Genomic DNA, 24,470 nt, shown 5'->3' on the forward strand with positions numbered 1-24,470 from the left:
TTCGAGAGAAGTCCGCTCACTGTTAACTTATACGCTTATTCTTCTTCTAAGGGTTCTAAGGGTTGCGCGTTGCCAAAGACAGGGGTCGGTGCGTTGCCGGGCGCTGCCCATCGAGAGGCATTCGCAATAACGTGTCGAACGTTCTCATCGTAAAAGATGGGATACGTCTCATGACCGGGACGGAAATAGAAGATCTTCCCTCTGCCCCGATAATAACAACATCCACTTCGGAAGACTTCACCGCCGGGGAACCAGCTGACGAAAATAAGGGTATCGGGTTCAGGAATATCAAACGGCTCGCCATACATCTCGGCGTGCTCAATTTCAAAGTATTCGCCTAAGCCTTCAACGATTGGGTGTCCGTGCTCAATGACCCAGAGACGTTCCTTCTCGCCTGCCTCACGCCATTTGAGACTACACGACGTGCCCATCAAACCCGTAAAGGGTTTAGAATAGTGCGCCGAGTGCAGCACAATCAGTCCCATACCTTCTAACACACGGGCGCGAACTTTAGCGGCGATATCATCTTCAACTGCACCGTGCGCCGCGTGTCCCCACCAGATGAGAACATCGGTGTTTGAGAGGACATCGTCGGTTAATCCGTGTTCGGGTTCATCTAAAGTTGCGCTCCGAACCTTAAAACCGCCAGTTTTGTCGAGTCCATCGGCAATAGCGGCATGGATACCATTCGGATAGATACCGCGAATGAACTCGTTCGTTTTTTCGTGTCTAAATTCATTCCAGACTGTAACCTGAATCGGTTGCGTCATAAGTTTCTCCTTATTGATTGTAAATTGCATTTTCAACTACACTTGGGTTAAAACACCAATTCCGTCTCCACCGCCTCATCGTAGTCTACGCCTTCAACTTCAAACCCGAACAGGTTTCGGAAGCGTCGCCTGAAGTCTGCGTAATCGGAGAGTTCATGGAAATTGTCGGTATCGATTTGCTCCCAACGCTCCGTCACTGCGTTTGTCACCTCAGGTTGTAACTCACGGTCATCGAGGCGAATATAGCGTTCGTTGTCGAGGTGTGGTTGTAGTCCAGGTCCGAGATGCTCCGAGAAGAGCCGTCGCATCTGCCCAATTGGTGCCTCATTGATGCCCTTGGCATTCATAATGTCATAGAGGATACTGACATAGAGCGGCACGACAGGGATTGCTGCGGACGCTTGTGTAACGACGGCTTTGTTCACCGAGATATAGGCATTACCACCGAGTTGATTTGCGAGTCGCTTGTCAAGTGCGTCAACACGCGTCTTGAGGTCGTCCTTTGCTCTACCGATGGTCCCATCCCAGTAAATGGGCCACGTTAAGGTGCTCCCGATATAGGTATAGGCAACAACTGTGACTTCTGGCGCGAGCAACTCCGCTTCCGCCAATGCGTCAATCCACATCTCTAAATCTTCACCCCCCATCACAGCAACTGTATCCGTAATCTCCTGTTCAGTTGCGGGATCAATGGTAACAGGAACGATGGTTTCTCGATTCAGATCAATCGTTTTCCCTGTATATGGCTCACCGATCGGTTTCAGTTGTGATTGATGTGAGGCACCGGTTTTTGGATGTATGCGTCGGGGTGCGGCGATACTGTAGACGAGCATATCTATTTTGCCGAAATTCGCCTTGAGTCGGTTAATTGCCTCCGCCTTCATCTCATCGGAAAACGCATCCCCGTTGAGGCTATCAGCGAAAAACCCATCCGCTGTCGCCTGTCGATGGAAAGCAGCCGTGTTATAGTAACCTGCCGTTGCAGTGCGTCTGCTATCAGCGGGACGTTCATAAAGAAGTCCAAGCGTCTTCGCACCGTAAGCCCAGGTCAGAGCGATCCGAGAGGCGAGCCCGTAACCTGTTGATGCCCCGATGACGAGTGCGTTCATATCTGTTGCTTTGTAGGGAATGCCCTGTTTAATCTCATCAATCTGATTAAGGACATTCGCATGACAACCTGCCGGATGTGCATTGGTGCAAATAAACCCGCGTATCCGAGGCTTAATAATTTGGACTGCCATTTTTTAACTTTCCTTGCGGAGTAATAAGCGTGGTTCCATGCTTGAAGCCTTCCTCTCCCGAGTCGCCCTCCACTTCGTTTCGGGCTGCGCTTTGGTGACGCATCATACCGATTTTAAGTTTCCTCAAGAGATTAATCCTCAATTTCGATAACCATCTCAATTTCAACGGGAATCCCGCCGGGCAATTGCACCATACCGACTGCGGAGCGTGCATGTCTACCTTTGTCGCCGAACACCTCAACCAAAAAGTCGGATGCGCCGTTGACAACCGCGGGTTGATCGGTGAAGTCGGGTGCCGAATTGACGAACCCAATCACCTTGACGACACGCTTGATTCTGTCTAAATCACCGAGTGCGTGTTTGAGGGTGCTTAACAAGCAAATTGCCACTTGACGTGCCGAAGCGTAGCCTTCCTCGATCGTCGCATCAGTGCCGAGTTGGCTTTTATAGATTGGACCTTCGCCTGTTCCGGGACCGTGTCCTGATGTAAAGACGAGATTGCCGGTCTGCACCGTCGTGACATAATTCGCTACGGGGACCGCGGGTTCTGGTAATTCTACACCTAATTCCTCAAGTCGTTGTTCTATTTTCATTTGATTTCCCTTTTATTAAAGATTAAATCCCAACATGCCGCAAACACGGCACTTCTGATGGGACCTGCAAGTCAATACTTGCTGTGATGGTTTGGACATGCCTCTATTATTAAACAGGTTTTCGTCAATTTTGTCAAGAGATTTCTATAGAGATGTCACCCCTACGGGGTTACAGAAATAACAAAAACTTTACACACTCCCAACAGTCCGCAATTTGATTTATAGATTGATTTATGCTAAAATGGATCGAGGATTAATCGAAATATTCTTATATATTTAGTGAAAAATAGAAGGAGCGACTATGAAAGTAGCAGCAGTTTTAGGTGAACATCAAGCAGGAGTCGTCGAAGTACCAGATCCGATACCGAAAGAGGATTGGGTCGTTGTAAAAATCCACGCTTCGCCGATGTGTACCGAATACCACGCTTTCGAGCATGGATACAAAACCGACGGGCTTGGACACGAAGCCGCAGGCGAAGTCGTTGACATGGCTCAGCCCGGAAAAGTGGAGATTGGTGACCGCGTGGTGGTCATGCCGCAATACCCCTGCGGGAAGTGCGCACTCTGCACCGATGGGGACTACATCCACTGCGAAAACAACTACAATTTCGAGGAATTCGTCGGCACCCGTCACGGGAGTGCGACGATGGCACAATACATCCTCAAACCGTCTTGGTTGCTCCCGAAGATTCCAGACGATGTCTCCTACGAACACGCCTCCCTTGCGTGTTGTGCCTTGGGTCCGTCGTATCGCGCTTTTGATGAAATGGGCGTTAACGCGACACACACTGTGCTGATTACCGGTATCGGTCCTGTCGGTTTTGGTGCGATTGCCAACGCCCGGTTTCGCGGGGCAAAAGTCATTGCGGCGGAACTGATCCCGTGGCGCGCCGAACGCGCAAAGCAGATGGGCGTCGAAGCAGTCATCAACCCGACCGATGAAGATGCCGTAGACCAGATTCGTGATCTCACTACGGATGGACGCGGTGTGGATTTTGCGCTCGACTGCTCAGGGAACGTGCACGCGCACAGACTCTGTATCGATACAACGCGGCGGCGTGGCACGATTGCATTCGTCGGACAGAGCGGCACAAACGACACCATCCTCCACGTGAGCCCAGATCTCATCGGTAAAGGGTTGCGTCTCATGGGGGCATGGCATTATAACCTCAATCAATTTCCCGGCTTGATGAAGGTCATCGAAGGCTCACCCCTCCTCGACCTGCTTATCAGCAATATCTTCCCGATGCGTGAGATCCAGAAGGCATTTGAAACCTCCGCATCTCAAGAAAGCTCAAAGATTATCCTGAAACCCTGGGAATAAGCCATGCCAACTACACATAAACCGAATATACTCCTCATCGTGTCCGACGACCATGCGGCACCGGCGATCAGTTGTTATGGCAGCGAGATGAATCACACCCCGAATATCGACCGAATCGGCAACGGCGGCATGCGATTCAACAACTGTTTCTGCACGAACGCAATCTGCACACCTGCACGTGGCTCCATTCTTACGGGAAAATACAGCCATCAAACCGACATCAAAACCCTCGCGGATACCATCGATCACACACAGGAACAGACAGTCGCACAGATGCTGCATGAAGCCGGGTATCAGACTGCGATTGTCGGGAAGTGGCATCTCGGACACGGGGGTGTCAGTGATCCGCACGGATTCGATTACTGGAACGTGTTTCCTGTCCAAGGGGCACACATCAATCCTGAAATGATTGAGATGGGGGAACCGAAAAAATTCAATGGATACTCCGCGGACATCGTGACGGACAACTCGCTGAATTGGCTACAGGGCAGAGAGGCAGATCAACCGTTTTTTCTTATGACGACCTACAAAGCGACGCACGATCCCTTCTTTCCGAATCCGAAGCATCGGCATCTCTACACGGAAGAAATCCCTGAGCCACCAACTTTCAACGATGATTATGAAAACCGAGCGGCAGCCGCCGCAATGAATACGGCAAAAGTAGACATCATGCAACGGAAAAACCATCTGCCGGAACCGACACCTGAAGGTCTGACGGGTGATGCTTTGAAACGATGGAACTATCAGTGCTACATGCAGAACTATCTGCGGTGCGCCCATGCCATCGACGAGAATGTCGGACGCTTGCTCGATTATCTGGACGCGGAAGGTCTTGCGGATGATACGATTGTCATCTATTCTGCAGATCACGGATTCTTTTTAGGCGACCACGGTTGGTATGACAAACGGTTCATGTATGAGGAATCCATACGGATTCCGTTGCTCGTCCGGTATCCACACGAGATCCAAGCGTCGGGTGTGAGCGAACAAATTACACTGAACGTCGATTTCGCGCCGACGTTACTCGACTACGCAGGCATAGGAATTCCCGACGATATGCAGGGCCGGAGTCTCCGAACGTCGTTGGAAGGTGAAATGCCAGCGGATTGGCGAACATCCATGTATTACCGGTATTGGATGCACCTGGCGCACTTCAACATCCCCGCGCACTACGGCGTGCGGACGGAACGGTATAAACTCATCTACTATTACGGTGAGGCGTTGGGAGCAGGCGGTGCAATCGACCGTTCTACACCGCCAGAGTGGGAATTGTTCGATCTGGAGAAGGATCCGCATGAAATGCACAATGTTTACGGAGATCCGGCGTATAACGAGGTTGTGGTGGAATTGAAAACGGAATTGGAACGACTTCGGGATGCGTTGGGGGATTATGAGTAGGTTAGTATCTACAAGATACACTAATCTCTCCATTCCATTGTTTTCTTTTGAAGTTCAAGTGCTGTATACTGGTCACGATATTCCTCCAAACCACCGATCCAATCTAATTTAGGTTTCTTTTTTCGTTTTGGAATGGATTACTTCTTTATGATATTCAGGTGGAAGCTGCTTGAGTTTCTCAACAACGATAGATTCCATTTTTATACCTGCTCTTTAATTTTTTCTCTTATTCGCTTACATAACTCCTTTAGGACCACTTCGACTCGATTGTGTTAAATATTGTAAACTATCTTGAGATTTAAAGCAATTTCTTTATCAAATCTTATAGGACTATTTAACTTCCAGTTCTCCGAAATATTATTAGGGGCGTTTCAGCCATCTTCAAAAGTTTGGACTGTGAAGAGAAAACGCCCCTCACACTATTACGACACATTAGTCATCACGTTTTTATAATGAATTACTCGCTTTTGAGCCGTCCCCACGTCATAGCGATTTTCCCTTCAGGCTTCACATCGGAAACGAGCATTTCCATTTCCCTCTGGATGTCCTTTTGTGATAAGACTTCGCTGTAGATAGCGAATTCGTCAATAACACCGTGAGCCCCTGCCGTGGTGGCTCTGTACTTAAACTTGTTATTTCCGCCGATTCTTGGGGATTCATGAAATGCGGGAAATCCTGCGAACCCCTTCGCTGTAGCGACTTCCTCGCCATCAAGGTAGAAGTAAGCACTGCCGCCGAAATCCCACGTTGCGGCGACGTGCATCCACGTATCTTTTTTCACAACATCCTCGGCCTGCGCGGCGAGATAATAGTCTGTATCGGGTGCATCCTCTACCGCGAAGTGGAACTCGTTTTCCCGTTCTCCGATGACGGCACCTTTTCCAATCGAGAAGAAGACGACTGCGTTGTTGGCATCGAATATTCTAAAGGTCCCAGCGTCTCCACCATTCCAATGCGGCTTAAACCAGAATAAAACGGTGCCGGGATCGGTCATCTCGTAATCGAATTCAATGAACTGGTCCAAGGCTTTGCTGAGTTCGATGCCCATCCCGTAAGGACCGTCTTTACTTTTAACACGCTTTGCATTACCCTCAATCCTACCGTCATTTCCGTTTCCACTGGCATCTTCAACGACCCCTGCCTTTCTTCCCTTGAAAGAAAACCAAACTTCGGGTTTGGGTGCGGCATCTCCGATATGAGCAAGCAGCATCAAGCCAACTACGAACATCACAACCAATGTTAAAGGTTTATAGATAGACCGAATTGTCCAGTTAAACATAGCATCCTCCTGTTTAGTGCAGATATGCTTACCATCAAAATTAATTGAATATTCTAACACGTTAGGAAACATTGTCAAATATTCGCTCTATCCGATTTTGGACAGCGCGGTATCATTCGCTTCTTTCCTTGAGGAGTTGTTGAATTTGTGTTTTCAGTATAGGAAGTTCAAATTGCACTACATCCCAGATAATGTTAATATCCACATCAAAATATACGTGGGTTACTCTGTTCCTTAACCCTGCAATTTCCTGCCATGGAATACTTGGATACTCTTCCTGAGTTGAATCAGGGATCTTCTTGACTGCTTCACCGATGCTCTGAAGGTTTCGGATAACCGCGTCAATCCGCATCTGGTCTGTCTCAAACCCACCGCGAGTAATGCCTTCAACATAGGATGCAATACGGTCAGCTGCCGTCACTATGTCTTGGAGGTATAAATCATAGTTCCGTGACATACTCTATCTCTTTTTCAATATAAGGTTTGAAACCCGGTTTGATGGAGGTAGGGGTAACCAGGTCAACATCTTTCTGAAACAGGTCTTCAAGAAATAGAGCCAATCCCATGTAGTCCCGAAAAGTCAACCTCTCCAGTTCAACGAGGAAATCAATGTCGCTTGCGACGGTTGCTGTGCCGCGGACGTAAGACCCAAACAAGCCGATCCGTTTGACCCCGTATTTCCGCAGGGTCTGTCGATTATCCAGCAGGGTCTGCTTGATAAATGCTTTGCTGAGAACCGTTTGATTTTCCACTCTGAATCCCTCCACTAAAGCATTACAGTACCGCATGCCATTTCACTTACACGGCTATTATAAATTATCTTGAAATTTAAAGCAATTCTTTATATGATGTTTCGCAAGAAAACGATACCGCTACCCGCTTGAGGAAAGAACATGACACCGAAACAGAAATACCTCTTTGACCTACGTGGCTACCTACATTTAAAGAACGTCCTGATGCCAGAAGAACTTAGCAACGCACAGGCAGCTATCGAACGACTTGTGCAAGCATCGCCAGATGAATTGCCACCCGGCATCAGTCGCGGCGGTGAAGGGTTCTCCAATGGGTTCTCCTCCGATAAATCGCTTGAGGCACTCACACTACATCCGGCTACCTGGCCCATCATCAAAGAATTGACGTGGAACAAACCCCGTTTCAATCGTGGATCGCTTGTTGTAAATACGCACGAGCGACAGGAGATGACACCATTGCACTGTGGCGGTGAAGATTTCCGCTGGACTCGACGCTACGGTGTCAGAAACGATCAGATCTTCACGAATGACATTGTGTGTTTCTTCTACTTCACGGATGTCTATCCGGGTGACGGGGGTTTGATCGTCCTACCGGGTTCTCACAAAAGCGAGTTTGAACGTCCTGAGAATCTGTTTTTCCCTAACCCTGACACCCCAGATATGCCACTTCACCCCGCGCTCGTTAATGTGACACCGAAAGCCGGAGATGTTGTGATTATCACTGAACTGTTGACCCACGGCGTGCTGGTGTGGAAACCGACGGATCGCGATCGGAGATTCCTGATTCTGCGATACAAGACGCAGTTCTTTCAAGACGAGCGTGGGATCCGGGAAGTCTTCCCACCTGAAGTGATGGAGAGGCTCTCGCCCGAGACGAAAGAATTGGCGGCTTATGGACCCGAGTGGGAAGAAAAGGATCTTGTTAAACAGGATACCGTGACGTTAACGTAATCAGGCGAATCGCAATGGAAATCGTTAGAGCAGAACTTACCGATGCCGAAAGGCTTGCTGAACTGAACCAGCACCTTATTGAGGACGAGCGACACCCGAATCCGATGAACATCGCCGAACTCACCCAGCGGATGAAAACGTGGTTGGCAACTGATTACATTTGTTATGTGGCGAAGCAGAACGCAGGTATTGTCGTCTACTGCTTATACAGGAATGATGGTAGACATTACTATATGCGGCAATTGTACGTGGACAGAGCGCACCGACGCAAAGGGATCGCGACGCAGTTGCTGGATTGGTTATACGAGAACGTATGGACGGATAAGAAGGTCAGATTGGATGTACTTGCCCATAACGAGGATGCCGTCGCCTTTTACAAGAGATACGGATTCAGAATTGGTGTCTTCAGGATGGAAAAATAAGAAGTGTGAGGGAATCAAAGATGAAATACGACGCAGTAAACCGAACCTTTGATTGTGAACCGACGCTTACCGATACACAGGTGCTACAGTACTGTCGGGATGGCTACCTGCAACTCCAAGGGGTCGTTCCTGATGAGATTAATCAGCGCACGTGCGATTATCTCAACGGCGATTTGCCGATAAATCCGTGTTTCATGCCCGAGGGGATGACACACGCCGATTTAGAACGGATGCGGGATACACATGAACCCAGCTCGATTCTGCTTGAGGACTGGTATATTGAACATGTCCTGCTAAACCGTGAACTCGCCGGCGCATTGCGTTCATTGCTCGGTAAGGACGTTGGGTTACCTGTGTTAGTCAGCAACCATCGTGTTAAGTGTCCGATGCCCGCACAGGGATGGCACCACGATGCCGATCACGTCTTTGGTCCTGAAACCAACTTTGTGGAGGTCTTTTACTTCCCGCAGGATACACCGATGGAATTGGGTCCGACAGAGATTCTGCCGGGTTCACATATCCGTTCCACAAGTCGAGATATAGCCGAGAAAGGGGTTTCAAGCGAGGGACCGGCGGGTTCGTTTGTTATCCACTCGCAAAGCATCCTCCATCGTCGCGGTGAATCCACAGCGGAAGGGCTGCGCCACATGTTGAAATACAGTTATTGGCGGACGGTCCCACCGACACGGGACTGGAAGGAAGAATCAGAATTTGATCCCCAGACTGCCGAATACGGTGGACACGGCGTGGCGAGATACGTGGCACACATATTCTACTGGCTCTGCGGCAAAAGCGATGAATTTCGGGTCATCGGTGGGCAAGCGTGGCCCTGGTCGAGTGTGAACCAAATCGGTCCTTCCTATGGGTTTGGACACAAAGAAGGTTACCTCCCGAACTGGCGAAAGGACAATCCTGATGACTACGCTATTCCATCTTCCTAATTTACCTTGCGGATAAGTAACGGGGTCCCATAAGGTTAGCGACCCAATGCATCGAGTTGAACACGATACCGTTTTTCAGTGGTATCAAGCAACGCTTCGATGACCTTCTCCGTGTCCCCCGACTCCGCAACAAGGGTTTCCATCTGCTCCACTGCGAAAGATGGAACGTGGCTAAAACAGTTCTGAGAAGACTTGTCGAGATGATTCCCAACGTTTAAACTCAGCACTAACAACAGTGCGCGTTCCAATCGTTCAATACGTTCGTCACGCGCTTTAAGTTCTTCCAACACATCCATTTGCATTTACCAGTCTCCAGTCCATTTATCGCTTCCTATTGCCCACAAATCTAAAGAATTCGTAATGCAGAAACACTATAGGTATTCTATGGCACTACCATACACCGAAGTCTGACGATTTTCTACAAAGATTACTGCAAAGTTGCTTTGAAGAAGACTAAGAATCGCAGGAGAATTGAAACGCCACTTAGCTTGCTTATAATGAACGTTGGAGTCTGTCCGGATCTCAATTTCCCCGACATTTTTATTGCTATAGCGGAAAATTACTTTTTGAGCATCCATTTGTCCACGTCCACGCGCCCTTGAATTCTCAATCTGCAGCTTCATTGATAAAAGTCTCACAACATCTTCAGCAGAAAATAAATGGAAATGCTTTTGGTCTAAGGGAACATCTTGACGGGACAGATCTTTGGACAAAATAGAAAGAAAACCCACTTCATTTCCATTGAAAATCGCTTTTGATAGCAGTTGTGGAAAAATAGTCGGTCTACATATTTCGTCTTTCAATTGGCGCATTGGCTCTTGAAGACGTTTTTTGAAATAGATTTTGTCCTCGAAATAATCATTTCGATTTTCTGGAAACGCGTCTATACAATCAATGAATAGATCTGCAAGATTTCCTATTTCCCGAAATTCCGTGTTGGTTACAAAACGCTCTCTACCATATAGGAAAATCTGCCACCATTCACCTCCTTTGACAGAGTAAGTATTATCTGACTGGTCAATCACATCTGTTTTGTCTGTTCGATCACCAACGACATCACCATCAATAAGATAAGCGAAGTGTTGCTCATTAATATGTCCAGTTCTTTTTTTGTAAGATGCTGCCGTCGATGTCATAGCCCTTTTTAACATTATCTCTCCTTCACGATTAAAAGTTCATGCGATTGTTTGACATGATCAGTGCCATTCTCTATTCGGTTTTTACCAATCCGGGTTTCGCCTTGCCCCAATGTATACTGCCATTGAACTTCAATTACCTGAAAATCTGTATACCATTCCCGGATAGTTGCGCAGTCGTTATAGGAAAGCACAAAACCGCCCTTGTGTGCATGAAGCAGGTCGCGTAGCAACGCATGATCGAAACCTTTATGATGCACAGGGAAATTCCGTTGTGGATAGATACCCCGAAACATTTTACCTTCATCAAGATAGTAAGGAGGATCACAATAAAGGAACTCCCCTTGATGCATAGGAATTGTTTCTTCAAAACTCCCATGTTCAACAGAAAGTGAAGGACATTCAAAATAACGCACTTTGTCTACAGAGCGGACGTATCTCTCCGGGGACTCATAAATCTTGGACATCCAACCGAGAAAACCGGGACCATAGGAAAGATTATGATTAAACCAATAGTGTGCAGCCAACTCTAGTGGATCTGAAATGAGGGACTCCTGGGTCCAGTGTGCCTTGAGTTGGGTTTTAATCTCTGCATACTGCTCCTTCGTTGGCTGCCATGCTGCAAGCCTATCAGCAAGTTCATGATTAGATGAAAGTTGTACCTGCCAATAGTTCACAAGAATATCAAAGACATCATATCCACGAACCTGTATACCGAGTTCTTTCGCACAGGCAATTTCTATAGAACCTCCACCCATAAACGGAGACATAAGTTTATCAAGTCCATCAGGTATATGTTCAATAATATGCCCAACACCCAAGCTTTTTCCACCTGCATAACGCAAGGGTAACCCATTATAGCGCGTATATTTAAATTTACCCTTACTTTTGAGTTTGTCTAAAAAGTAATCTTTTACAGGAATTTCCAAAGGGATCATCTCTTGTCGCATTATTTTTCCCCTTCTGACAGATTTTTAAAATAGCAATTCATAGCATTCCCCAATCACCGCTAGCCGCCAATTACGACGGGGGGAAGAGCAGTACAAACAGAGAGATTTTCTGTTCATAGCAGCTCACCTGAACATTAGTTTAGATAGTATATCAAAAAAAGATAAAAAAAGAAACAAAAATGTTTCGCGCTAATCCTCATAGATAATAAGTACTTGATTCGTTTCAACGTTCTGTAAGGTTTGGACGCTGCCACAGAGCCACCGCACCGTTAGCGTATCAACCCGCGTTGCATCCGCTAATCCGAAATGTAAACGGAGGTCGTTCTGACTGAGGTAGCCCGAACCGCTTTTGACCTCACGCATCTGTGTCAATCCCCCAGAAACAACGGTCACTCGTGCCCCAATTGCATCTCGGTTGCAACGGGTCCCGATGAGCTTGACCGCCAACCATCGCGACGTGTTGTCACCGTCGTTCCGTAAAACGGTCGGAGCGTCTTTGAGGTTGGAAACAACGATATCAACATCGCCGTCGTTATCTATATCACCGAAGGCAGCCCCTCGACTGACTTTTTTCTGTGCGATCGCCGCATCAGGATTTTCGGAAAAACGGATACCCCGATTGTTCAGGAAAAGTTGATTCGGCTGTGCATACGTGCCAATCGGATCGATCTCGGCGATATTGTCATCAAGGTGACCATTGGCAATAAACAGATCCAACCATCCATCATTGTTAACATCGATGAAATCGACACCCCACGCTAAATAGGGGAGACTCCTCTCACCGATCCCTTTGGCGAAACTCATCTCGGTAAAGAATCCGCTCTGGGCATTGTGATAGAGACTATTCGTCTGATCCTGAAAATTCGTAATCACGATATCGAGATAACCGTCGTTATCGAAATCGCCGAGATTCGCGCCCATCCCGCTATAGGCACGTCCCTCCTCGCTGAGCGCAACACCTGCGAAAAGCGCGTCCTCCATCATCCTCATGTCGTTCCGTTCATTGCGATAGAGAAAATTCGGGGTGGTATCGTTCGCAACGAAAATATCAACATCTCCATCGTTATCCACATCGCCGCAGACAACGCCCAACCCCTTTCCATTTGCTGTGCTGACACCTGCCGACTCTGAGACATCCGTGAAGGTGCCATCACCGTTGTTCCGGTAGAATACATCAGCCACACCGGGGAGCGCTTCCGGCGTGCAATACGTCAGAATCCCTTGCCGAGAGCATTCTGGATTCGTCTCTGGGTCGAATTGAACATAGTTGACGACATAAAGATCCAGATACCCATCGGCATTAACGTCTACAAAGGCGCATCCACTACTGAACTGATCGCCGGCGACACCCGCAGTGGCAGTAACATCCGTAAAAGTGCCGTCTCCATTGTTGTAATACAGCACATTGGGACCGTAGTTCGTCACATAGAGATCCGTGAAACCGTCGTTGTTGTAATCACCGACACAGCACCCCAACCCGTAGCCCGTATCACCGACAGAAGCCTCGTCCGTTATATCGGTGAAAGTGCCACCCTCGTTGCGGTAGAAACGGTTTGTTGGGGGAATAGACGAGGTCATCCCCGGTAAATCGCTACCGTTGACGAAATAGAGATCCACATCCGCGTCATTGTCGTAATCGAAGAGGGCAACGCCGCTGCCGATCGGTTCAATAAAGTATTTCTTGCCACTCTCACCGTTCACATGCCGAAATTCAATACCGAGTTCCGTAGTTACATCGGTGAAACGGACCCCTTGATTTTGTGAGGAATCGGGTTGTGCGAATAAAGATGTTAGCACGAGGTGTAAGAGAAAGAGGATAAGAGCTAAATGGATTGTGGATCTCGTCAATTTTTTGTAACGCATAGTCTGTGTATATGGTATAATGGTTCTCAGTTTTCAGTTCTCAGTTTTCAGTTAAGAGGTATTCTTGTAACAACTTACCTATCTTTGGAGTCCTCCAAGTGCAGGGGTATTGTCATAAAAACGGGAATCTTCTAACCGTTACTGACAACTATAAAAGGAGAATTTCTAATGGCTAATACTCTACGTTTCGGTGTTGTCGGTTTAGGTATGGGCATGAACCGCTCCCGTATGATTCACAGCACAGACGGTGCGGAACTCGTTGCCGTGGCGGATCTCGTCGAAGAACGACGCAAGTCGGCTGAAGAGAACTTCGGCTGCGAAAGCCACGACGATGCGCTTGAGATGTTCGATCGCGACGATATTGACGTGGCAATGATTATGACACCGAGCGGTCTCCACGGTAAATTTGGAGAAGAAGCCGCACGCCGCGGTAAACACGTCATCACCACAAAACCGATGGATGTCAGCGTCGAAAATTGCAACTCCCTTATTAAAACATGTGAAGACAACGATGTCAAACTGCTTGTCGACTTCGGTGAACGATACGGCACACATAACCGTCAGATTCAGCACGCACTCGCAACGGGTGCTCTCGGTAGACCCCTTCTCTGCGAACTCCGCATGAAGTGGAAACGTCCGGATAGCTACTACGTCGGTTGGCACGGCACATGGGAACTCGACGGTGGCGGTTCTATCATGAATCAAGGCGTGCATTACATCGACTTGATGGTCTGGTTCATGGGTCCCGTCAAACGCGTTATCGGTGCACACTTCGATGTCTACGATCACGAAAATTGTGAAACCGAGGACATGACCTCGGCGATTCTTGAATTTGAAAACGGCGCGCTCGGACACGTCCTGACGACGACGACCTTCCCGGGGAGCAGCGTCTCAATGATCCACGTCCACGGCGAAAAAGGCATTGTCGGTCTCGGACCGGAGATTTGGGAGTTTGTCGATGATGATGAACCCGAAATCGAACTTCCGCCGTATCCAGATAACGTCATCGAGGATGCGCTCCAAGTCATCAACGACGGTGGCTCACCGGCAGTCGACGGCTATGAAGGCAGACGTTCTGTCGCTCTCAACATGGCTATCTACGAATGCGCACGGACCGGCAAAGCGGTCGAATTATCATAGACATCCTTCCGAGGCGGGTCTCAATGCCCGCCTATTTTTTCTATAAACATACCGCTCTTACAGGGCTCAATTATTCTTTTCAATGGCTTTCTATAAACATTGCGTCCCTATAGGACTAAAGATGGAAGCCATTCCCATGTTTTTTGTAGGAGACAGGTGTCATTTTGCACAAGAATATTTTCAAATCTAAAAAACGCCTTTCTTTCTAACAGGACTTACGCAAAGTGCCTGAAAAAGCCGTTATTTTAGCGAATTAACCCCCTAAAGAATCAACGGTATGAAGTCCGTATGGACTTCCCCGGGTATGAGGTCTCCCGTGTGGGCTTCCCCGCCCCTTATCAGGGGGACTTTAAGAGGAACTGCGTAAGTCGTAATCTATAGTAACATGAAAAGCGGAGGATGTCAAGGAGAAACGGTAGAAGCAGTGGCAGCGTTGAATCCCACGAATGTGAGAAAAATTTCGCTTGACAAAAAACAATGCATCTATTACAATTGTTTTTAACATTACACCTCACACTGTTTGTCCAGTGTGCGGGGGAGCTTTGGAGTGCGAGGGAGGTTTGAATGCTTTACAAAGGGTTACAACTGGATCGGTTTCAGGAGGAAGCGATCGCTGCGATTAATCGGGATACCTCAGTGATTGTCACTGCCCCGACAGGTGCTGGTAAAACTGTCATTGCTGAATACGCCGTTGAAAAGTGTCTGCAGGAGAACCGCCGCGTTATCTACACCGCCCCGATCAAAGCCCTCAGCAATCAAAAATATCGGGATTTTTACGCAGAATATGGGGAAAAAATTGGCATTGTCACAGGCGATGTGGTCCTAAATCCGTATGCGCAAGTCCTGTTGATGACGACCGAGATTTTTCGGAATACGATCTTTGACGATATTGAACGGTTGCGAGATGTCTCTTACGTTATCTTTGACGAAATCCATTATATTAACGACATTGAGCGCGGGACGGTTTGGGAAGAGAGTCTCATTTTCGCACCGCAACATATTAAATTCGTTTGTCTGAGTGCCACGATCCCGAACATTAAGCCTTTCACAGAGTGGATGCAAAGCGTGCGGGATATTGACATTGAGATCGTTGAAGAATTAGAACGTCCAGTTCCTTTGAAACATTACCTCTATTTTAAAGATTACGGCATTGGGAATCCCGCACACATTACCCCCCTTCGAAAAAGAGCTCAGCACGATACCAAGAAACAAAAAGGTGAGTTATTTGAAAATAGCCCGCCTCCGGCATTTCCACCTGGCTTTGTTGAGACACGTCTTATTCCGCATCTCCGTGAAGAAAAGCAGTTTCCATGCCTCTATTTCTGTTTTAGTCGTAGGGGGTGTGAAGAAAACGCGAAATCATTGGCACTCGGATCGCAGTTACAGTTGCTGAATAAAAAACAGGCCGCCCTGATTTTAAAGCAATTTGATGAACTCTGTCTCCAATTCGACATCGTTGAGGAAAAGAAAATCGCGGAGTTCCGTAAATTAGTGCGTTATGGTATCGCCTATCATCACGCCGGTATGTTACCGACGCTGAAAGAGGTCGTTGAGCGGTTATTTACCTCCGGCTTGATTCAACTCCTCTTTACCACAGAAACGTTCGCTGTTGGTATCAATATGCCAGCCTGCTCGGTGGTTTTTGACAGCCTCAGAAAATTTGATGGACTCGGATTTCGACACCTCAAGGCGCGGGAATATCATCAGATGTCAGGGCGCGCAGGCAGGCGGGGTATAGATACTATCGGTTATGTTTATGCGCAAATTATACCCGCATACGCGGATTTTAATGAAATCCGAGGGGTTGTTTCTGATAAAATCGAATCCATAGAGAGCCAATTCAATCTTTCTTATTCCAGTATTCTCAACCTTTATGAGAAATATGGTGATGACATTTACGATGTTTACACGATGAGCTTGAGTAACCATCAAAACCGGGTGCGGGTCGTTAAACTCAACGAACAGATTGAAGATAAGACAGAAAAACTTCAGACGCTCCCGAAACCCGAATGTATTCACGAGGGTATTGATGGGAGTGCCCAAATTGAAAAACATTATCGCCAGAAGCGGAAGAGTGAAGACAAGATTAAGGGTTTATATGCAGAGATGTCGCAAGTCAAATCGCAGCTGCGAAGAAAAAAGCGGAGAAAGGAACGCACGAAGCGACTGAATATCATTCACAAAGAAATTAAACATGTTCGAGCAAATCGCGAGGAGAGTCTTTGTACCGGATGTCAGCAGTTCGACACGTGTGGTGGAAGATATAGGGCAATTCGCCAGGCAGAGACGCAGCGTCAGAAACTGAAAAACAGGACAACATCCATTAAGAATCATCCACAAGAGCAGATAGCTGCCCGTTTGAAAGTGCTTGAAGAACTCGGACACATTGAAGCACAGACCCTTCTGCCGCGTGGAAGCACCGCTGCTTGTATTTACGGATATGAACTCCAATTAACCCAATTACTATTTAGCGGACTTTTTGAGCAGCTGACAGAGGACGAAATTAACTGTCTCATGGTAGCGATTATCACTGAACCCCGTAAAGATGGATACTTTAAGCCCCTCAAAGACGAGCGGTTGTTAGAGGCACTTTATGCAGTCAATGCCGAAATCTCGTTCATACAACATTTAGAGGTCAAGCATGAGTTAACAGAAATTACACCGCTGTTAGAACTCCGGCTTTGCACCGCTATGCTCGCTTGGAGCCGAGGTTGTGACTTTGACCAACTTGAAAAATATGCCGATTTAGATGCCGGCGACTTTGTCAGAACCTTCCGACTCGTCGTCGATCAGCTCCGTCAAATCCGTCGTGCCATGAGTGGTCATACCGCTCTCGTTGAGAAACTCAACCGATGTATCGGCAGGATTAACAGAGATGTTGTGGATGCGGAACGGCAATTGCGAATTGGGCAGGAAAATCTTGATGAAACAAATGTTGAGATTTTCGACCAGCGGATGCTTGTTCCCCTTGACGATCCTGATGCGTTTGAATCACAAGATGAAACAACAGTTTCTTCTTAGTATGTTTCGTTTTTAATGGGTCCGACTTACCCAATCCCTCGATAGGTGCGGTTTCTAACCGAATCTATTTGAACAGATTGTGTTAGATAAGATAATAACGTGCATAGATGCTGGCTATTAAGAGGTGCTACGCGCGGTGCCCGAAGATACCGGCACCTTGATAAAGATTAAAGGAGAATAACATGGCAAATCAAGATTTTGGCTTGGCTGGAGCCCTTAAAATACGCCCAGCTGCAGAAGGGGATGCGACACATTTACACACATTTTGTTTCCCTGAAAAGACCAGCACACAGGTTACCGAAGAACTCAAAGCCGATTTGGAATCTGAGGGTCAGACCCATAGACTCGTTGCGGAATCGAGTGGATACCCGATCGGACAGATTACCGTGACCAAGGACTCCGGTGATCCTGAGGTAGCGCAAGTCGGAAATCTCGCTGTGTCTGGACCCTTTCGACAGTTAGGTGTGGCAGACCATCTCATGGCAGCTGCCGAGGTTGCCGCAGCAGAAAATGGTGCGAAAATCCTTGAAATTGAGCTGACAGCCACGGAGACGAATGTCATCCAGAGATATAAGGATTGGGGATTCGTTGAAAAGCCGCTTGTCATTCTGCAGAAAATGCTTGATGCAGAAGAACAAGAAGAGGAAGTCGTAGAAGAAACGGTCGAAGACGAAAATCCAGTTACTGAATCCGGTGGCGAGCAACAGGAACTTCTTAATGCCTAAGGGTGTGCCTCAACCAACGAAACCACTGCCCTCGCTGGCGAGATTTTTAGGAGAAACCGACTATGAAAAAAATCTGGATTGCCCTCGCGCTCACACTCTTTGCCATTGGGTGCGGCACACAGAATGAGAACCTCGCGAAGGGGAAAGAACTGATTAAATCGGATAAACGACGCAAAGAGGAACGCGCTGTCCGAGAATTTAAACTTGCGCTCCAGCAACAGATTGATAGTGCTGAAGCACACTATCTGCTTGGATACTACAACTCACAGGAATTTTACGAGCCGAACACCACGGATTGGCAGGAAGCCGCGATTACGGAGCGCGGCAAACAGATGTTCCTCGCGTATCAAGCCGAGCAGCGGAAGTACCTCGAAAGACTCGTTTTTGAAACACTCCGTGATGATGATTTGGATATCCAAAATGCTGCACTTGATGCGCTGAAACGGATCTATAAACAAGGCGACAGGAAGCGGCTTCTCAGTCAACTCCAAAAGGCGATTAAATCGAGTGATAATCGCGATAGACATAATGCGCATTGGATCCTTGGGCATCTCGGTGCGGAGGACCCGGGGACGATTGTCCCTATTTTGGTAAAACTTTTGGATCATCGAAGAATGGAAACTCGTTTGAATGCCGTCAAGGCACTTGGGGAGGTTGGAAGTGAACAAGCGATTCCAGCACTCGCCGCTTTAATTGAATCCGGCTCTGCGAAATGGAAGCGCGATCGGGAGGAACCTGAAGTGCGCCAACTTGCCGTGGAAGCACTTGGCAAAATCGGGGGTGCTGCTGTGCCGGAGTTAGTCAAAATTGTGGAAAATAAAGGGTCATCGCTACGTGTTGACGCAATTCGAGCGTTGGCAATCCTCGGGGACGAAAAAGTTGTGGAACCCCTCTTAGAGGCTTTAAAGGAACAGAGCAGCCGCGATGTTGTTATCCCTCTTAACTGAATAAGGAATAATTAGGAAATGCGAAAAAAAATAACACAGTTTAACCAACCGCACCACGTGGTGTTTATCGTGTCCCTCCTTTTCGTTCTGATGTTCGGACTCGGATGTGATAACCAATATTACGATGAACGCCTCAAAATGCAGGTGCAGCAGTTAGACAGCGACCTGAAAGACCGTTGGTCCACTAGTGGTGTCGTCATTTTGGATACAACACCCAACGGACCCGCAGATAGAGCACAGTTGGAGACGGGTGAACTCATCTCTTATGTCATCGCAGAATATCCTGTTCGAGATGTCGGAGGCTTTAACAGTGCCATAAAACAGGCACTCGATGAGGATAATAACTTCATTCTTCATCTAAAAGATAAACCGCCACTGCGTATTGCGCTCCGCAGACAGGGCGATAAGGTTGGATTCAGCGTTGAAGGCAATGGGACTGTGCGTGTCAAGGAGATTCAACCCGGCACCCCAGCGGCAAATACCGATATTCAGGTAGGTGATCTCGTAGAGAAGATTGTCGATGAACGCAAAATTTACAGTCTTGCTGATTACAAGAAGACACTCGAAAAATTTTCCAAAAAGCAGTTTACTTTCCGAACAACTGAACTTATAGGGGTGAAGATTGCCGCTGTGGATGCACTCGGGGAGTTAGGCGATGTCCGTGCGATCGAGCCACTCGTGGACCTCTTCAAAAATAGCACAGAGTTCTCGCTCCGGAAAGAAGCAATTAATAGTCTTCAACGCCTCGTTGAACTGAGTGTCCTCAACGAGCTGTTTCAGGAGTTTCAAAGCGCGGACACCAACCAACTGCCAGCCGATAGTCTGCAAGCACAACAGTTAGAATCTGCTGCGATCCTTGGGCTACTCACTGTGGATAGAAACGAGAATACCGCCACCCTTAAGGCTCCCTTCGGGACGCAATTCAGACACAGATCCGAAGCACTTTATCAAAAAATTAACGAAGGGCAACTCGCTACGCTCGCTCAAGAATATATCCAAATTGAGATGGAACCGGAACAAGAAATTCGACGGGCTTGTCTTGCTATGATCGGAATTCTCAAACCGGTTTCTGCTATTGATGCCCTCGTTGCGGTTCTTGAAAATCCTGCAGAAATTCCCGGCATCCGCTTCCAAGCCGGATTAGCACTCAGTCAAATTGGTGAACCCGCTGTTGATACGCTTATTACTGCGTTTGAAAAGGGAGATACCAGCACGAAGGATATTGCGGCTTCTGCACTCGGGAGCATTGGTGGCTCTAAAGCGCGGGATCGATTGATTAACGCCTTAGAAGACAGTACCGAATCCGCGATTCAACTCACCCTTGTGGACGCAATTGCTAAAATCGGTGATGTGCCTTCCATGCGAGCCTTGGAACGCCAACTTCAACAGTATCAACAGGACGATGAGAGTGGGGTGCGCATCTTTCTGGATGAAGTTTTCAGAAGTCTGGCATTTTCTAACAATTGAATCTGATTTTCTAACTATGGGAATCTGGTCACCGCTCCGTCACATTCCGCGGGACTTTTCGGCGAATCCCAACCCGCTCCAGGTGTGCAGAGGTTGCTGAATTCACCAGATACCCTCGTGAAACGAAGTGGAACGAGGACCAGAGTTAATAGTTAAAAAAATGAAGATTGGTCTCATTTCAGACTTGCACACGGACGTTACGCCTTGGAACAAGTTACTTGTGCCACATCTCATTGATGCTGTTAAGGCAGCAGCACTTGACGTTTTAGTGATTGCTGGAGACATCGCACGACATTTGGTTCAACTTTCTGAAACGCTGAATGCCTTTCACCTTGCGGATTTGGCATGTGAGATAGTGTTTGTCCCCGGTAACCATGACATTTGGGCGATTGAGACCGCTAACGTTACGAGTGAACAGAAATGTAGGATTATTTCAGAACTTTGTTCCGCGTGTGGGATTCATCCATTGATGGACGCACCTTTCGTCCACGAAAAAGTCGGTTTCTGTGGCACTATTGGTTGGTACGATTATAGTTTTGCACGGGATGGGTGCGATTTTTCCGACGCTCAATATGCCGAAAAAGAGTTGATGGGAGCCGTCTGGAACGATAAGCGGTATGCCAAATGGAACGATGCCGATCCAAGGGTCGCCCGACGTTTTGAAGCAGCTCTTGGGACCCAGATTGCCGCTATTCGAAATGATGTATCACGCATCGTTGTGGTCACGCACCATGTTCCGTTTCGGAGGTGTATTCGATACCGGGGTGAGTTGCCGTGGGATTACTTTCGGGCGTTCATGGGCAGCAAAGGTCTTGGGGCTCAGTGCTTGCAGGAACCGCTTGTCACACATGCACTCTTCGGACACACCCATCAGGCACTTGATATGCAAATCGACAGTGTGCGGGCTATATGTGCTCCCGTCGGTTACCTGCATGAAAAACCTACAATAGCATTGCAGGCGTATGCAGCGCAATGTTTAACCTGTTTTGAAATCTAATCGATGTGAAATATAGAAAGGAAACCACTATGGAGATAACGTTAACCAACAGTAACGATGCTGGATCACTCGAATTTCCGTGGGGCGCGATTAAGTGGCTCTGTAACGATCAAATTGATCCAGAAGCTGAGATGACATTCGGGGTCGTCTATATTAATGCGGGTGAAGGCAATCCTACCCACTACCATCCGAACTGTGAGGAACTTATCTATGTTCTCTCAGGGGAATGCGATCACAAATTGGGGGATGAGGTAATTCCGCTCAGACCTGGGATGATGCTGCGTATTCCGCGCAATGTGAAACACAATGCCGTCAACACCGGTTGGCAACCCGTAACGATGATTATCTGTTATTCGGATGCCGATCGGCAAACCATCTTTGAAGAGTAGAAGCGACTCTTCTGTCGGAGGGATTTGTAATCCCGATCCTATCTTATAGTAAAGTTTAGAATTAATAGGACATCCTGTGCCGGTTCGGTTAGGAAACCGAACCTACCGGGGGCGGAAAGTGTCCATTTATTTTTCGGATCCACTATAAAAGATGTCCAAAGCGCGTAGCTCGTAATGAAATGGAGAGCGGATTCGGGCAAAGAACCTCAAAACTCCAACCCTCTTCATTTAACCGTAAGGTATAATTAAAATAAAAAATGTCTAAAGAATCTTACTGCAGTGTTAAAATCTGCGGCATCACCTCTATCCATGATGCTCGACTTGCTGCCGATGCTGGCACCGATTACATCGGAGTATTAGTAGATGTTGCCGTGTCCGAACGGACACGCTCCGCGACGCAAGCCGCCGAAATTGCGAGCGAAAGCCCGGTCCCTACCGTAATTCTACTCTATAACCGCTCCACATCCGACATCCGAGAAATAGTCTCACAGGTTCAACCGTTTGCCGTTCAACTTCTCGGACAGGAGTCTCCCCAACAGGTGGAGGAACTAAAACGCGAAGAAGCGTGTGAATTCTGGAAGTCGGTCTATTTGCCAGCGGGAAGCCCCAAAAATGTGGATATCCCAGCTGTTCGGCAAGAGATGCAAGCGTACCGGAATGCAGGCGCGGATTTTCTACTGTTTGATAGTGTTGATATGAGTCTTGAGAAACCGCGATACGGCGGCACCGGGAAAACCTGTGATTGGAATGTCGCTGCTGAGCTCATTGTGGAGAGTCCACTACCGGTTTTCTTTGCAGGTGGGATTCGTCCGGAGAACGTCAAAGCTGCTATTGAGACAATCCGACCTCACGGCATCGACCTCTGTTCTGGGGTCGAAGCCTCAAAAGGCATCAAGGATCCACACAAACTCGAACAACTCATGAAACAAATTAAGCAAGCGAATTAAAAGTAGTAGGCACGTTCCGCGTGCCGTGTAACTCGTAAGTTCTAAAGTCCAACATTTATAAATGTTAGATCCCTATCCGCTAAAATCAAGGAGATTTTTTATGAAAGGTCGTCTTGTCCATCACCCGCAGATATCCAACAATATCTTTCAGCACATCGCTATCGTGGTATTAATTTGTATAATATCTATTGCCAATTTTTCCACTGCCTTCGCCGATGGTCATGAAATGGAAGGCGAAACGGCAGAAGAAAAACCGATGGAGGAAAAACCGAAAATTACAGGTTGGTTCCAGATTGATGTCGATAGCTTAGGCACCTATTTTTTAGTTGGGGCAAGCCATCCGCTCAGCGGTGGTATTTCCTTTGATTCTAATATCTATGTGAACGATCATTTGGGCGAGTTTGATATGGGTATTTCATTCCCTGTTATCGCGAATGACAGCATGGCACTGCTGCTGACCCCCATGCTCGGTGTTGGGTTTAATTATGTCAGTCCAGACGGTCCCTATGCCTTATACCCGCAAATCTTTGCGATCCTACCCGCCGGTAAAATTTTCGGGTTCCACTGGACAATCAGCACACTCAAGACCCTATTTGATGACCAAAGTCTTGATGAACTCTACAATCGGACGTACCTGACTTATGCTCTTAACGACACTGTCGCGGTGGGTCCGCAGTTTGAATCCGTGCTGGGTCTGGGCGAGGGTGGCGGATTGTGGGCACTCAATTTCGGTGGACGTGTGAACATCGGTTATGGCGAGAATAACACACTCGGCATATATGTCGGATATGAGACAAAGAAAGAGGAGGGCCAAACCGGACTTACCGGTAGAATGAATTTTACGCGTAGATGGTAGGTATACTTTTATATTTACGACTGACGCATGCCCTTTTATAGTCCCCCTGTCCTGTTTCCCTTGTTTTTCCTTCCTTACTTGCGGGGGGACTAAGGGGTTGCGGATTTAGGGGTAAATACAAAGAAATAGCAATTTACGTAGGGGCGAGGTCCCCCTCGCCCGAATAAGATTTTCGTTCAAATTACGTAAGTCCTGTGCAATAAACGCAATTAATCCTGGGCTTTCACATCCGCCCACTTCCACAATACTTTATCCGCTGCTGAAACATGCCCCCGCAACCGCACCGTCGCTACCGCACGACGCTCGCCAGATAACGAAACCTCTTCCAGCCGATAGTAATACGGAACGTTCACCGAGACTG

Annotated in this window: 24 protein-coding genes; 14 read left to right on the top strand and 10 right to left on the bottom strand. The window is 47.7% G+C overall.

Features of this window, described 5'->3' with window-relative positions; genetic code table 11:
* Positions 1-35: 35 nt before the first annotated feature.
* The 3 genes from F4X88_01955 to F4X88_01965 form a co-directional block, all read right to left on the bottom strand.
* Positions 36-770: a trehalose utilization protein ThuA gene (locus tag F4X88_01955; GenBank protein ID MYA55035.1), complete on the bottom strand. Its 735-nt coding sequence runs from the start codon at positions 768-770 to the stop codon at positions 36-38.
* 47 nt (positions 771-817) lie between these two features.
* Entirely contained in the window at positions 818-2,011 is a 1,194-nt protein-coding gene (locus F4X88_01960) for a trans-2-enoyl-CoA reductase family protein (protein ID MYA55036.1), read from the bottom strand.
* A gap of 131 nt (positions 2,012-2,142) precedes the next feature.
* On the bottom strand, positions 2,143-2,604 hold the full coding sequence (locus F4X88_01965) for a RidA family protein (GenBank protein MYA55037.1): 462 nt from the start codon (positions 2,602-2,604) through the stop codon (positions 2,143-2,145).
* Positions 2,605-2,905: 301 nt separating this feature from the next.
* Between F4X88_01965 and F4X88_01970 the strand changes: the two genes are divergently transcribed.
* A complete protein-coding gene (locus tag F4X88_01970; protein MYA55038.1) occupies positions 2,906-3,928 on the top strand; it encodes a zinc-binding dehydrogenase in 1,023 nt (340 codons plus the stop codon).
* A 3-nt stretch (positions 3,929-3,931) separates the two neighbouring features.
* Entirely contained in the window at positions 3,932-5,326 is a 1,395-nt protein-coding gene (locus F4X88_01975; GenBank protein ID MYA55039.1) for a sulfatase, read from the top strand.
* Between the two features lie 457 nt (positions 5,327-5,783).
* On the opposite strand, the gene F4X88_01980 is transcribed toward F4X88_01975, so the two are convergent.
* From F4X88_01980 to F4X88_01990, 3 genes are read right to left on the bottom strand one after another with little or no spacing between them, the layout of a single operon-like run.
* Positions 5,784-6,677: a LamG domain-containing protein gene (locus F4X88_01980; protein ID MYA55040.1), complete on the bottom strand. Its 894-nt coding sequence runs from the start codon at positions 6,675-6,677 to the stop codon at positions 5,784-5,786.
* A 40-nt stretch (positions 6,678-6,717) separates the two neighbouring features.
* Positions 6,718-7,062 carry a DUF86 domain-containing protein gene (locus F4X88_01985; protein MYA55041.1) on the bottom strand — a complete coding sequence of 115 codons (345 nt, stop codon included), beginning with the start codon at positions 7,060-7,062 and terminating at the stop codon, positions 6,718-6,720.
* Entirely contained in the window at positions 7,046-7,393 is a 348-nt protein-coding gene (locus F4X88_01990) for a nucleotidyltransferase family protein (protein ID MYA55042.1), read from the bottom strand. The genes F4X88_01985 and F4X88_01990 overlap by 17 nt, the downstream gene beginning before the upstream one ends.
* 105 nt (positions 7,394-7,498) lie before the next feature.
* Between F4X88_01990 and F4X88_01995 the strand changes: the two genes are divergently transcribed.
* From F4X88_01995 to F4X88_02005, 3 genes are read left to right on the top strand one after another with little or no spacing between them, the layout of a single operon-like run.
* The gene (locus F4X88_01995) at positions 7,499-8,308 is read left to right on the top strand and encodes a phytanoyl-CoA dioxygenase family protein (GenBank protein MYA55043.1); all 810 of its coding nucleotides are present in this window, start codon (positions 7,499-7,501) and stop codon (positions 8,306-8,308) included.
* A gap of 14 nt (positions 8,309-8,322) precedes the next feature.
* A complete protein-coding gene (locus F4X88_02000) occupies positions 8,323-8,730 on the top strand; it encodes a GNAT family N-acetyltransferase (GenBank protein MYA55044.1) in 408 nt (135 codons plus the stop codon).
* Positions 8,731-8,750: 20 nt separating this feature from the next.
* Positions 8,751-9,671: a phytanoyl-CoA dioxygenase family protein gene (locus F4X88_02005; protein ID MYA55045.1), complete on the top strand. Its 921-nt coding sequence runs from the start codon at positions 8,751-8,753 to the stop codon at positions 9,669-9,671.
* 35 nt (positions 9,672-9,706) lie between these two features.
* Here F4X88_02005 and F4X88_02010 read toward each other — a convergent pair whose 3' ends face one another.
* The 4 genes from F4X88_02010 to F4X88_02025 all read right to left on the bottom strand — a co-directional run bounded on the left by F4X88_02010 (position 9,707) and on the right by F4X88_02025 (position 13,419).
* Complete coding sequence (locus F4X88_02010; GenBank protein ID MYA55046.1) at positions 9,707-9,973, bottom strand: hypothetical protein; 267 nt, start codon at positions 9,971-9,973, stop codon at positions 9,707-9,709.
* Positions 9,974-10,042: 69 nt separating this feature from the next.
* Positions 10,043-10,822 carry a hypothetical protein gene (locus F4X88_02015; protein ID MYA55047.1) on the bottom strand — a complete coding sequence of 260 codons (780 nt, stop codon included), beginning with the start codon at positions 10,820-10,822 and terminating at the stop codon, positions 10,043-10,045.
* Positions 10,822-11,757: a DNA adenine methylase gene (locus tag F4X88_02020; protein ID MYA55048.1), complete on the bottom strand. Its 936-nt coding sequence runs from the start codon at positions 11,755-11,757 to the stop codon at positions 10,822-10,824. Before F4X88_02020 ends, F4X88_02015 begins: the two co-directional genes overlap by 1 nt.
* Before the next feature lie 189 nt (positions 11,758-11,946).
* Complete coding sequence (locus tag F4X88_02025; GenBank protein ID MYA55049.1) at positions 11,947-13,419, bottom strand: CRTAC1 family protein; 1,473 nt, start codon at positions 13,417-13,419, stop codon at positions 11,947-11,949.
* A gap of 369 nt (positions 13,420-13,788) precedes the next feature.
* On the opposite strand from F4X88_02025, the gene F4X88_02030 reads away from it, so the two are divergent.
* The 9 genes from F4X88_02030 (at position 13,789) to F4X88_02070 (ending at position 24,109) form a co-directional block, all read left to right on the top strand.
* Positions 13,789-14,760 carry a Gfo/Idh/MocA family oxidoreductase gene (locus tag F4X88_02030; protein ID MYA55050.1) on the top strand — a complete coding sequence of 324 codons (972 nt, stop codon included), beginning with the start codon at positions 13,789-13,791 and terminating at the stop codon, positions 14,758-14,760.
* A gap of 564 nt (positions 14,761-15,324) precedes the next feature.
* A complete protein-coding gene (locus tag F4X88_02035; protein ID MYA55051.1) occupies positions 15,325-17,781 on the top strand; it encodes a DEAD/DEAH box helicase in 2,457 nt (818 codons plus the stop codon).
* A gap of 182 nt (positions 17,782-17,963) precedes the next feature.
* On the top strand, positions 17,964-18,506 hold the full coding sequence (locus F4X88_02040; protein ID MYA55052.1) for a GNAT family N-acetyltransferase: 543 nt from the start codon (positions 17,964-17,966) through the stop codon (positions 18,504-18,506).
* 62 nt (positions 18,507-18,568) lie between these two features.
* A complete protein-coding gene (locus F4X88_02045) occupies positions 18,569-19,453 on the top strand; it encodes a HEAT repeat domain-containing protein (protein ID MYA55053.1) in 885 nt (294 codons plus the stop codon).
* Positions 19,454-19,471: 18 nt separating this feature from the next.
* A complete protein-coding gene (locus tag F4X88_02050; GenBank protein MYA55054.1) occupies positions 19,472-20,920 on the top strand; it encodes a hypothetical protein in 1,449 nt (482 codons plus the stop codon).
* Between the two features lie 160 nt (positions 20,921-21,080).
* Complete coding sequence (locus tag F4X88_02055) at positions 21,081-21,917, top strand: hypothetical protein (protein MYA55055.1); 837 nt, start codon at positions 21,081-21,083, stop codon at positions 21,915-21,917.
* 29 nt (positions 21,918-21,946) lie between these two features.
* Positions 21,947-22,306, top strand: a complete 360-nt coding sequence (locus F4X88_02060; protein ID MYA55056.1) for a cupin domain-containing protein — start codon at positions 21,947-21,949, stop codon at positions 22,304-22,306.
* Positions 22,307-22,563: 257 nt separating this feature from the next.
* On the top strand, positions 22,564-23,253 hold the full coding sequence (locus tag F4X88_02065) for a phosphoribosylanthranilate isomerase (protein ID MYA55057.1): 690 nt from the start codon (positions 22,564-22,566) through the stop codon (positions 23,251-23,253).
* Between the two features lie 100 nt (positions 23,254-23,353).
* Entirely contained in the window at positions 23,354-24,109 is a 756-nt protein-coding gene (locus tag F4X88_02070; GenBank protein ID MYA55058.1) for a hypothetical protein, read from the top strand.
* Positions 24,110-24,470 lie beyond the last annotated feature (361 nt).

The sequence above is a fragment of the Candidatus Poribacteria bacterium genome, from assembly GCA_009839745.1.
Taxonomy (GTDB): domain Bacteria; phylum Poribacteria; class WGA-4E; order WGA-4E; family WGA-3G; genus WGA-3G.

Coding starts and splice junctions, on each gene's coding strand:
- F4X88_01960 (MYA55036.1), bottom strand. CDS start 2,011: ATGGCAGTCCAAATTATTAAGCCTCGGATACGCGGGTTTATTTGCACC.
- F4X88_02045 (MYA55053.1), top strand. CDS start 18,569: ATGAAAAAAATCTGGATTGCCCTCGCGCTCACACTCTTTGCCATTGGG.
- F4X88_02070 (MYA55058.1), top strand. CDS start 23,354: ATGAAAGGTCGTCTTGTCCATCACCCGCAGATATCCAACAATATCTTT.
- F4X88_01970 (MYA55038.1), top strand. CDS start 2,906: ATGAAAGTAGCAGCAGTTTTAGGTGAACATCAAGCAGGAGTCGTCGAA.
- F4X88_02035 (MYA55051.1), top strand. CDS start 15,325: ATGCTTTACAAAGGGTTACAACTGGATCGGTTTCAGGAGGAAGCGATC.
- F4X88_02015 (MYA55047.1), bottom strand. CDS start 10,822: ATGTTAAAAAGGGCTATGACATCGACGGCAGCATCTTACAAAAAAAGA.
- F4X88_01985 (MYA55041.1), bottom strand. CDS start 7,062: ATGTCACGGAACTATGATTTATACCTCCAAGACATAGTGACGGCAGCT.
- F4X88_02050 (MYA55054.1), top strand. CDS start 19,472: ATGCGAAAAAAAATAACACAGTTTAACCAACCGCACCACGTGGTGTTT.
- F4X88_02065 (MYA55057.1), top strand. CDS start 22,564: ATGTCTAAAGAATCTTACTGCAGTGTTAAAATCTGCGGCATCACCTCT.
- F4X88_02040 (MYA55052.1), top strand. CDS start 17,964: ATGGCAAATCAAGATTTTGGCTTGGCTGGAGCCCTTAAAATACGCCCA.
- F4X88_02000 (MYA55044.1), top strand. CDS start 8,323: ATGGAAATCGTTAGAGCAGAACTTACCGATGCCGAAAGGCTTGCTGAA.
- F4X88_01990 (MYA55042.1), bottom strand. CDS start 7,393: ATGCGGTACTGTAATGCTTTAGTGGAGGGATTCAGAGTGGAAAATCAA.
- F4X88_02010 (MYA55046.1), bottom strand. CDS start 9,973: ATGCAAATGGATGTGTTGGAAGAACTTAAAGCGCGTGACGAACGTATT.
- F4X88_01955 (MYA55035.1), bottom strand. CDS start 770: ATGACGCAACCGATTCAGGTTACAGTCTGGAATGAATTTAGACACGAA.
- F4X88_02020 (MYA55048.1), bottom strand. CDS start 11,757: ATGCGACAAGAGATGATCCCTTTGGAAATTCCTGTAAAAGATTACTTT.
- F4X88_02030 (MYA55050.1), top strand. CDS start 13,789: ATGGCTAATACTCTACGTTTCGGTGTTGTCGGTTTAGGTATGGGCATG.
- F4X88_02005 (MYA55045.1), top strand. CDS start 8,751: ATGAAATACGACGCAGTAAACCGAACCTTTGATTGTGAACCGACGCTT.
- F4X88_02060 (MYA55056.1), top strand. CDS start 21,947: ATGGAGATAACGTTAACCAACAGTAACGATGCTGGATCACTCGAATTT.
- F4X88_01965 (MYA55037.1), bottom strand. CDS start 2,604: ATGAAAATAGAACAACGACTTGAGGAATTAGGTGTAGAATTACCAGAA.
- F4X88_01975 (MYA55039.1), top strand. CDS start 3,932: ATGCCAACTACACATAAACCGAATATACTCCTCATCGTGTCCGACGAC.
- F4X88_01980 (MYA55040.1), bottom strand. CDS start 6,677: ATGTTTCCTAACGTGTTAGAATATTCAATTAATTTTGATGGTAAGCAT.
- F4X88_02055 (MYA55055.1), top strand. CDS start 21,081: ATGAAGATTGGTCTCATTTCAGACTTGCACACGGACGTTACGCCTTGG.
- F4X88_01995 (MYA55043.1), top strand. CDS start 7,499: ATGACACCGAAACAGAAATACCTCTTTGACCTACGTGGCTACCTACAT.